Raw genomic sequence first — 10,165 nt, 5'->3', positions numbered from 1 at the left:
GGCCGGCGGCGCCGCGCAGCCCACCAGGGTGGCCAGCAACAGGGCGGCGGCCGGCAGTGCCAGCCTGGGCCGCGGCGCCGCGCGGAAGGCGGCCGGGCAGGATGAGGAGGGCAGGGAGGTGTTCATGGAGGGGTTCCTGGAGAAAGCGCCCCAACACAGCGGTGCGGGAGCGAGACAGGGCCGGCGCAGGCTCACCGCGGGCCGGGCTCGGCAGGGCGCTGCCCGCGCACCATTTCAGGGGTGATGGCGTCCCGATAGTCGTTGCCGAAGTGCGTGCGGATGTAGTTGACGACATCGGCGACCTGCTGGTCATCCAGGCGCTCGCCGAAGGGCGGCATGCCGTGCAGGCCCTGCAGCACCACGTACACCGGGTAAGGCCCGGCCGCCAGGCGTGCATTTTGGGCCAGCGCAGGGTAGAAGCCCGCGCCCTTTGCCCCCTGGCCCTCCGGCATGTGGCAACCCTGGCAGATCGAGCGGTACAGGCGCTCGCCGCCCTGTTGCACGAAGCGCTCCGAGTCGGTCGAGAAGTAGGGCTTGAAGCCGGCGGGGCGGGCGGCCTGGGGCGAGTCGCGCTTGCTCATCGGCCCGCTCTTGCGCGGCTGCACAGCCGTGTCGGCGGCCTGCCCGGGTGTGGGCTGCTGGGCGCCTGCGCCCATACAGGCCACCAACAGGGCCGCTCCTGCTGCGGTCCAGGGAAGGCGGGAGGTGCTCATGGTGCGTTTCCTTGTTCCGTTGTCTTGAAGGCGCGGCCTTGCAGCGGCCGCGTCAGCTTGCCTGGGCCCGGGTGTGCAGCCGCTTGACCGCGTCCAGCGCGGACAGCACCGCACCCTCCTGCCAGGCCGGGATGTAGGAAGCGTGTTCCCCCGCCAGCACAATGCGGCCATCGATCTCGCACAGGTTGCGGTAGTGCTGCTTGCGAGCCTCGTCGGACCAGATGCCGAAACAGCCATTGACCCAGGGAATGCGGTGCCAGCCCACGCTCACGCCGTTCTGGAACTCCTTGCGGTATTGGGGATGCAGCTGCGCGCCAAACTCCACGGCCGCGCGGATGCGCTCCCGCGGCGGCAGCGCGGTGAATTCGTAGGCGTGCGTGTCATCGAAGGCGTAGCCGCCGAGCAGCACGCCCGGGCCGCGGGTATTGAAGTTGTTGGAGGGGTAGGAGATCTGCTCGATGGGCAGGTCGGTGTAGCTGATACCGCCGAAGATGGCCTCGTCTTCTTCCCAGAAGCGGCGCTTGAACTGCAGCCCCACCTTGAACGAGGCGCCGTAGGGCACGGCCGCGATGGCCTGTTTCATGGGCTCGCCCACCTGGATGTCGATCTGGCTGAGGATCGACAGCGGGATGGTGCACACGCACCAATCGGCCTTGAGCTGCTGCGGCGCGCCGGCGCCTGTTCCCTTGGCATCGACGAAGCTGACGGTGACGCCTTTGGCCGACTGCTCGATCCGCGTCACCTTGCTGTTGTAGCGGATCAGCGTGCCGACCTCGCGCTCGAAGGCCTTGGCGATCATGTCCATGCCGCCGGCGGGCTCGAAGATCGCCGTCTGGAACTCGTAGAGCTGGCCGATGTTGATCTGCGACCACAGGCGCGACTCCAGCAACTCGTGCATGCCGATCGGCTTGGAGGGCTTGGCCAGCGGCATGAGGCCCCCGGCCGGGTCGCTGTCGAAGCCGCGGATCTCGCTGGCGGCGTGGCTCTCGCGGTAGCGGTATTGCGAGTCCAGCCCGCCCCACGCGCGCAACCCCTCCAGCAGCAGCTCCCGGTCTTCCTGCGTGACGGCCTGGTCCAGCGCGCCCTGGTTGGTCGCCTTGCTCAGCAATTCGGCCACGTAGCCGTGCACGTCCGCCTGGATGTGGCGAAACCTTTGCGGCTTGCCGCCGAAGGCCTTGGTGGAGTGCACCAGAGCGTTGTAGTTGACCTGCACGAAGGATTCGAGCTGTACGCCGAAGCGCTTGCAGTAGTCCAGCAGGGCGTAGTGGTGGTAGGGGATGCGCCAGGGGCCGGGGTTGATGTAGAGCCCCTGGTCGAATTCGCAGGTCTGGCGCGTGCCGTCGAGTTCGGTGACGGAGTCGCCGCCGCGCAGCGTCCAGCAGCGGCCGCCGGCGCGCTCCTGGTATTCGAGGATCTGCACCGTGTAGCCGGCCGCGCGCAGCTCATAAGCCGCCGTCATGCCGGCAAGGCCCGCTCCCAGGACCAGCACGGTGCCCCCGCGCTTGGCCCGGTCCAGTTTCAGCGGGCCGCGGTAGCTCGATTCCTGGGCGTGGCCGAGCGTCGCCATGGCCTGGTACATGAGGCCGCCACCGGCCGCCTTGCCGATCATGGACAGCAGGTTGCGACGGCTCATCTCGCGGGGTTGCAAGCGCATTCTTCTTCTCCTGTCGAGGGCCGCCGTGGACGGCTGGGCGGAAACGAAAGCAGGAGGGGGAAGGCGCAACGGCCAGGCACTGCTTTCCTTGCGGTGCATTCTGGAAGCCGAACCTGGCGTCGGGGTCGGTGGTGAGGCTAGGGGGGTGTAGGAGAAGGCCTTGGACGAGGCCTGAAGAGGAGGTCCAGCGGCCCTCCGCAGCGCAAGGCCTGAAGGCCATCCTCAAGGCGTTCCCTGCGGGGAGGCCGGAGCGGGCAATGGGAACAGCACGCCGCACTCGGATCGTTGATTGGTAACGGACTTGTTCCGTTGGCGCCACGGAATCGGACCGGATTGTGTGCCGGGCGTGCCGAGTCGGCACACGGATTCTGTCCGCATTGGTCTGCTGACATCCACAACCCGTCATCAACGCGCACCCCAGACAGACGCGTTTCGTTCTATCTATCGTTTAGTGTATAAGGCCCGAACAGGCAGCCCATCATGGCGCTCGACCACTTCACCCTCACTGCATACCGCGATCGGCATCCCGCATGGCGATTGCTGGCCTCGCCCCATGCCCCATTGGTGGCAAGCTTCCTGTATCGGGTATTCGTTGCACCGAACGTGCGGCTGATAAGCGAAGCGAATCTGGCCGAAATGCTGGAAGACGAGTTGTTTGCCCTGCGCGAACAGCTCGGTGCCGAGGCGTATCCAAAAGCTGCAACCGAATACCTGAATGACTGGTGCGCGCCGGACAAGGGCTGGCTGCGCAAGTTCTACAAGCCTGGCACCGACGAGGCCCAGTTCGATCTCACTCCTGCCACGGAAAAGGCCATCGCCTGGCTGGCGTCGCTGACCGAGCGGCCTTTCGTCGGCACGGAATCGCGCCTGCTGACCTTGTTCGCGCTGCTGGAGCAGATCAGCACCGGAAGCGAGGCCGATCCAGCCAGGCGCCTGGAGGAACTGCGTCGCAAGCGAAACGAGATCGACGCCGAAATCGGCCGCGTCCTGTCCGGTGACGTGCCGCTCATGGACGACACGGCCATTAAGGATCGCTTCCTGCAATTCCAGCAGCTGGCGCGCGAGCTGTTGAGCGATTTCCGCCAGGTGGAACACAACTTCCGCCAGCTCGACCGCAGCGTCCGCGAGAAAATCGCGTTGTGGGACGGCAGCAAGGGGGCTTTGCTCGACGAAGTCATGGGCGAGCGCGATGCCATCGGAGATTCCGACCAGGGGCGCAGCTTCCGTGCGTTCTGGGATTTCCTGATGTCCAGCCGCCGCCAGGAAGAACTGTCCACACGGCTCGACCAGATCCTCGACCTGCCCGCCGTGGCTGCGCTCAAGCCGGAGCCACGCACCCGCCGGGTGCACCACGATTGGCTGGAAGCGGGCGAACATACCCAACGCACGGTGGCGCAGTTGTCGCAGCAACTGCGCCGCTTCCTGGATGACCGGGCCTTCCAGGAAAACCGTCGCATCCTCGAACTGTTGCGCAGCATCGAGATCAAGGCGCTTGCATTGCGCGACACGCCACCGGCCGGCGAAGTGATGCTCCTCGACGAGATGGGCGCGGACATCGCCTTGCCGCAGGAACGCCCCCTGTTTGCGCTCCATGCCAAGCCACGCCTGGCGGAACTGATACTTGAATCCGGCGAGGACGACGACATCGACACCGCACGCCTGTTCGACCAGCACGTCGTGGACAAGGCCCGCTTGCGTGAGGCCCTGCGGCAGGCATTGCGGCAACAGTCGCAGATCAGCTTGCGCGCGTTGCTGGAGACTCAGCCGCTGCAACAGGGATTGGCCGAACTGGTCACCTGGCTGGAACTGGCCCACGCGGGAAACCGCGGGCTGGATGGCCTCAGGGCCACGGTGGATGACGATGCGCAGGAGATCGTCGAATGGGCCATGCAGGACAGCGATGGCTCGACGGTACGACGGCGGGCGCGAATGCCGCGCGTGATCTTTACGCGCTGAATGCAAGCTGCGACGGACAGAGCAAAGACCCATGAACGATATGCATCAGGATGATCCAGAAGGCAGTGCCGAATCGCGCCCGCCCGTGGTAGCGGAACTCTCGCAACTGATGGTGCATTTGCTCAAAGGCGTGTTGTACCGCCAGGACGACGAGCGCCTATGGGCCAGTCTGCTGAACCTGCAGGCGCGTGTACGGGAGCAGGCGGCGGTGTTGTTGCTGGATCTGGTGCTGGACGAAGCCGAGGGCTACGCCTTCCTCAAAAGCCAGCCGGAGCCGGAGCATGCGGACGCCACACCTCGCCTGCCACGCCTGATCGCACGACGGCCGCTGTCCTATCCGGTCAGCCTGATGCTGGCCTTGCTGCGCAAGCGCCTGGCCGAATCCGACGCCGGCGGCGGCGATACCCGGCTGGTGCTGTCGCGCGAGGAGATCGCCGAACTGATGCGCGTGTTCCTGCCGGACGGCACCAACGAGGCGCGCCTCATCGACCAGGTCGATTCGACCATCACCAAGGTGGTGGAACTGGGCTATCTGCGCAAGCTCAAGCCCGCTGCCGGTGCAAGTCAGCAGGCACCCCGCTACGAGGTGCGGCGCATCCTCAAGGCGTTCGTCGATGCGCAGTGGCTGGCCGACTTCGATGCGCGCCTGGAGGGTTATCGCACCGCGTTGTCAGGTGGCGATCGCGACAAGGAAGCCGGCCGATGAACGATTTTTCGCCACAGCAGCTCGATTTCGTGGCCGACGACAGCCGCGTCGGCTTTCGCCTGCAGCGGCTGGAAGTCCTGAACTGGGGCACATTCGACCGGCGCGTCTGGCGCTATGAACTCGATGGGCGCAACAGCCTGCTGACCGGCGACATCGGTTCGGGCAAATCCACCCTGGTCGATGCCGTCACCACGCTGCTGGTGCCAGCGCAGCGCATCGCCTACAACAAGGCCGCGGGCGCCGAAACGCGTGAGCGATCATTGCGATCCTACGTGCTGGGCCACTACAAGAGCGAACGCAACGAAGCCACCGGCAGCGCTCGCCCGGTGGCGCTGCGCGACACCACCAGCTACAGCGTGATCCTGGGTGTCTTCCGCAACGAAGGCTACGGCCAGGCGGTCACGTTGGCGCAAGTCTTCTGGTTTCGCGAACCACAGGGCCAGCCCGCGCGCTTGTTCGTGACTGTAGAGCGGGAACTGTCCATCACCGAGCACTTTTCCGGATTCGGCAGCGACATCAACGGCCTGCGCAAGAAGTTGCGCGCGATGGGCTGCGAACTGAACGACAGCTTCCCGCCCTACGGCGCCTGGTTCCGCCGCCGCTTCGGCATCGAGCACGAGCAGGCGCTGGAACTGTTCCATCAGACGGTTTCCATGAAATCGGTTGGCAACCTGACCGACTTCGTGCGCAGCCACATGCTCGAACCGTTCGACGTGGGCAGCCGAGTCGAGGCACTGCTCGGCCATTTCGATGACCTCGATCGCGCCCACCAGTCGGTACTCAAGGCCAAGCGCCAGATCGAGCTGTTGACGCCGCTGGTGGAGGATGGCCGTCGCCACGGGCAGATAGCTGCCGAGATCCAGGCGCTGCGCGAAGGACGCGATGCACTGCGCCCATACTTCGCCGGCTTGAAGGCAGCATTGCTGGAGAGGCGCCTGGAATTGTTGACCCAGGATGCGGCGCACTGGGATGCCCGCATCAAACAACTGGGAGAGCAGCGAGACAACGCCCGGATCGAGCAAGGGAAGCTCGAAGGCGCACTGCGCGAGAACGGTGGCGACCGACTTCAACAGCTCGCTGCCGCCATTCAGCAGCAGGAGGCAGAGAAACAGCGACGGCAGGAGAAAGCGGACGCCTACACCACGCTATTGACGCGCATTGGCGAAGCAGCGCCGGAAGACGAAGCTGCTTTCATGGCACAAAGATCCACCATCGGAGCACACGCCGAAGCGCTGCGCGCAAGCATTGCGGACCATGATACGCGGATCAACGAGGCCGGCTATGCGCTGCGGCGGGGCCAGGAAGAACACAAAGCGCTCAGTGACGAGATCGACAGCCTTGCGCGCCGCAAGAGCAATATCGATGCGGCCCAGGTGCGCATCCGGGACGCCTTGTGCGCCGCCCTGTCCATCGCAGAGGAAGACCTGCCCTTTGCCGGTGAACTGATCCAGGTGCGCGAGGACGAACGCGACTGGGAGGGCGCGGCCGAACGCCTGCTGCATGGCTTCGGCCTGTCCCTGCTGGTGCCAGATGGGCACTACAAGGACGTGGCCGATTGGGTGGAGCGCCAGCACCTGGGCGCCCGACTGGTGTACTTCCACGTGCGTGCGCGCAGACCCACGCAGGCCTTCAACCTGCACCCCCAATCGCTGGTGCGCAAGCTGCTCATCAAGCCCGACACGCCGCACTACGACTGGCTTGAACGCGAGCTGCACCACCGCTTCGACCTGGCCTGTTGCGACGACACCGAGCAGTTCCGCCGTGAGACCCGGGCCATCACCCGCGCTGGACAGATCAAGGACCCGAGCGGACGCCACGAAAAGGACGACCGCCGCCGCATCGACGATCGCAGTCGCTACGTGCTGGGCTGGAGCAACGCCGACAAGCTGCGCACCTTGCGTGACGAGCGCACGGACCTGGAGCGGCGGCTGGGCGCCATCGGTCTGCGCATTGCCGACACGCAGCGCTTGCGCGGGCAATGCCAGGCGCAGCTGGAGGCCTTGGCCAAGCTCGAAGTCTTCACCCGCTACAGCGAGATCGACTGGCAAGCGCCGGCGCGCGAGATTGCTCGGCTGACCGATGAGCGCGATCGCCTCAAGGCGGCCTCCGATACCTTGCGGGAACTGGAAAACCAACTCGCCCAGGTCGTCGAGCGCCTGCAGAAGATCGAAAGCGACCTTGGCGAGGCACAGGGCAAACGCGGAGAGATCCGCAACAAGCACGACACCGCCAAGGCACAGCATGTGCAGGCTCTCGAAATCCAAGCGCAAGCCGCACTCGACGACGTGTTGCTGCAACCGCTTGAAGGCTGGCGCGCCGAAATCCTGGGCGACCACCAGCTTTCGGTGGAATCCTGCGACAACCGCGAACAGGACGTGCGCAACGGCTTGCAGGCGCGCATCGATGCCGAAGACAAGCGTCTGACACGCCTGACCGAACGCATCATCAACGCCATGCGCGGTTTCAAGGAGACCTTCAAGGCAGAGACCGCCGAGATGGACATCAGCCTGGCCGCGCTGCCCGAGTTCGAGCGCTTGATGAAGGATCTGCAGCACGACGACCTGCCGCGCTTCGAAGCGCGTTTCAAGGAACTGCTCAACGTCAATACCATCAACGAGATCGCCAACTTCAACGCCCAACTCGCGCGCGAGCGGGAAACGATCAAGGAGCGGGTCAATGTCATCAACCAATCCTTGCAGGTGATCGACTACAACCCCGGACGCTACATCCGGTTGCTGGCGCAGCCCAGCCCCGATGCGGAGATCCGGGCCTTCCTGCAGGATCTGCGTGCCTGCACCGAAGGCGCGCTGAGTGGCTCGGAAGACGAACAGTATTCCGAGGCCAAGTTCCTGCAGGTCAAGGCCATCATCGACCGTTTCCGGGGGCGTGAGGGCCTGGCCGAGATCGACCGACGCTGGATGCAGAAGGTGACCGACGTGCGCAACGGCTTCCTGTTTTCCGCCAGCGAGCGCTGGCGCGAAGACGATGCCGAGCACGAACACTATTCCGACTCGGGCGGCAAGTCCGGCGGGCAAAAGGAGAAGCTGGCCTATACCGTGCTGGCCGCCAGCCTGGCCTACCAGTTCGGCCTGGAATGGGGGGCGGTGCGCTCGCGCTCGTTTCGCTTCGTCGTGATCGATGAAGCCTTCGGACGCGGCTCGGACGAATCGGCCCAGTACGGGCTGGAACTGTTTCGCCAGCTCAACCTGCAACTGCTGATCATCACGCCGCTGCAGAAGATCCACATCATCGAGCCCTATGTGTCCAGCGTCGGTTTCGTGCACAACGAAGGCGGCCGCGAGTCGCGCCTGCGCAGCCTGAGCATTGAGGAATACCGGGCACAGAAGGCTGCCGCCACGAGAGGCGTTGCATGACCTGGAGCCAGCCCGCCGACCTTCGCACGCAGGTCGAACGCTTGTGGCAGCGCGGCGAACTGCTGCGTGCCGTGGTCGGCGACGGCGCGCGGGGCTGGCCATTGCGGCTGTCGCTGAAATCTCCGTCCGCCGCCGATCTCAGCAACCGTTTCGATGCCGTGCGCGACTGGGTGCGGGAGATCAGCGCCATGCCGCGCGTGCGCATCGAGTGGCGCGAGTGGACGCACCGGGTGCAGGGACGGCAGCGCTTGCCGGACACCATCTGGATCGATACGCTGCAAGACACACTGGCGATGATCGGCAAGACCAGTGAGGCCCGCCGGTTCCAGGCGCTCTGGCAACAAACTGCTCAAGCGCAACCCGCACTGTTGCCGTGGCTGCACAAATCACCGCTGCAGACCTTGTCGCTGGCCGAACACTGGCCGCGCCTGCTGGCCGTGGTGGCCTGGGTGCAGGCGCATCCGCGCCCTGGCGTCTACCTTCGGCAGGTCGATGCGCCGGGAGTGGACAGCAAATTCATCGAAGCCCATCGCGGCACGCTGGCTCAGTGGCTGGATCTGGCCTTGCCGCAGGAAGCCATCGACCACGCTGCGACCGGGGTGGCGGGGTTTGCCCGTCGCTACGGCTTTCTCAGCAAGCCCGTTCGCATCCGCCTGCGCTTGCTCGATCCGCAACTGCTCGCGCTTCCCGGTTGCACGGGACTGACCGACATCACCCTGGATGAGGACAGCTTCGCCATGCTCACCTTGCCTGCGCAGCGTGTTTTCATCACCGAAAACGAGGTGAATTTCCTGGCGTTTCCGCCGGTCTCCGGGGCCATCGTCGTGTTCGGTGCGGGCTATGGATGGGCAGCGCTCGCCCGAGCCCACTGGCTGCATCGCGCCTGTCTGCACTACTGGGGAGACATCGATACCCATGGCTTTGCCATTTTGGACAGCCTGCGCAAGTATTTCCCGCTGGCCGCTTCGTTCCTCATGGACCGTTCCACCCTGATGGCCCATGTGCTTCAATGGGGCGAGGAGCCGCTCGACAAACGCCATACGTCGCCCTTGTCTCGGTTGGACAACGAGGAGGCCGCTCTCTATGACGACCTGCGCAATGACCGAATCCGGCCACGGCTGCGGCTGGAACAGGAACGCATCGGCTACCAATGGCTATGCGCGGCGTTGGCCACTGACCTGCATCCCGTAGGGTGTGCCACCTGAAGGTTGGTGGAGTCCGTCTTCCAGGAAGAACGGACATGAAGAAGAGCAGATTCACCGGGGCGAGCAGTGGGTCGAGCCGCTGGCGCAGGCCCGCCAGGAGACTGCCCGTTGGCGGCGCGACCCATGCCCCGAGGCGTCCTGGGAATAACCGGCACCTCCTGCGGCAGGCCTATCCCCTGGGGATCACTGGGACAGCCAGCCCTCACGCCACGGACTGAACCGCGCAGGTATCCACGCCAAGCACGGCCAGCCCCCCCGCCCAGCCGGCGGCTCCAGCGCCCGGTGTGCGTGCTGGTGGCTACGAGCTGCAGCTGGTGGCAGCGCTGCATGCGTGCCGGGCCCCCGTCGATGCGCCGCTGGCGGGCGCGTCAGGCGGGCTGGGGCTCAAGGAGCAGGCTGTGCGTCTGTGGGGTGGCAAAAACAACTGACGCCATGCGGTTTATCCCAGAAATATCCCCGAGACTGAGAGAAATCTCTGCAAGTCTTTGATTTGCAAGGAAATTTCTGGAGCGGGCGATGGGAACATCACGCCGCACTCAAATCGTTGATTGATAACG

General features: G+C 65.2%; 6 protein-coding genes. 4 read left to right on the top strand and 2 right to left on the bottom strand.

Translation table 11 applies throughout. The annotated features are described in order from the left end of the window. Nucleotides 1-191: 191 nt before the first annotated feature. Together A612_RS07385 and A612_RS07380 are read right to left on the bottom strand one after the other, a co-directional pair. Nucleotides 192-713, bottom strand: a complete 522-nt coding sequence (locus A612_RS07385) for a c-type cytochrome (RefSeq protein WP_241209528.1) — start codon at nucleotides 711-713, stop codon at nucleotides 192-194. Between the two features lie 52 nt (nucleotides 714-765). Continuing rightward, nucleotides 766-2,367, bottom strand: coding sequence for a flavin monoamine oxidase family protein (locus A612_RS07380; RefSeq protein ID WP_019373868.1), 1,602 nt, complete (start codon nucleotides 2,365-2,367; stop codon nucleotides 766-768). A gap of 480 nt (nucleotides 2,368-2,847) precedes the next feature. Here A612_RS07380 and A612_RS07375 point away from each other — a divergent pair, with 480 nt between their 5' ends. Genes A612_RS07375 through A612_RS07360 form a run of 4 tightly spaced genes read left to right on the top strand, consistent with a single transcriptional unit; the run spans nucleotide 2,848 to nucleotide 9,608 of the window. Beyond that, nucleotides 2,848-4,323 (top strand): DUF3375 domain-containing protein, encoded by a 1,476-nt coding sequence (locus A612_RS07375; protein WP_040436295.1) that lies wholly within the window; start codon nucleotides 2,848-2,850, stop codon nucleotides 4,321-4,323. 31 nt (nucleotides 4,324-4,354) lie between these two features. Beyond that, nucleotides 4,355-5,029, top strand: coding sequence for a DUF4194 domain-containing protein (locus tag A612_RS07370; protein WP_040436294.1), 675 nt, complete (start codon nucleotides 4,355-4,357; stop codon nucleotides 5,027-5,029). After that, nucleotides 5,026-8,403 carry an ATP-binding protein gene (locus A612_RS07365; RefSeq protein ID WP_019373865.1) on the top strand — a complete coding sequence of 1,126 codons (3,378 nt, stop codon included), beginning with the start codon at nucleotides 5,026-5,028 and terminating at the stop codon, nucleotides 8,401-8,403. Before A612_RS07370 ends, A612_RS07365 begins: the two co-directional genes overlap by 4 nt. Beyond that, nucleotides 8,400-9,608: a DUF3322 domain-containing protein gene (locus A612_RS07360; RefSeq protein ID WP_019373864.1), complete on the top strand. Its 1,209-nt coding sequence runs from the start codon at nucleotides 8,400-8,402 to the stop codon at nucleotides 9,606-9,608. Before A612_RS07365 ends, A612_RS07360 begins: the two co-directional genes overlap by 4 nt. Nucleotides 9,609-10,165: the final 557 nt, after the last annotated feature.

This window comes from Melaminivora alkalimesophila (assembly GCF_000282995.1).
In the GTDB taxonomy this organism is placed as follows: domain Bacteria; phylum Pseudomonadota; class Gammaproteobacteria; order Burkholderiales; family Burkholderiaceae_C; genus Melaminivora; species Melaminivora alkalimesophila.
The sequence above is the reverse complement of the archived record's forward strand: the minus strand, read 5'-3'. Positions and strand labels throughout refer to the sequence as shown.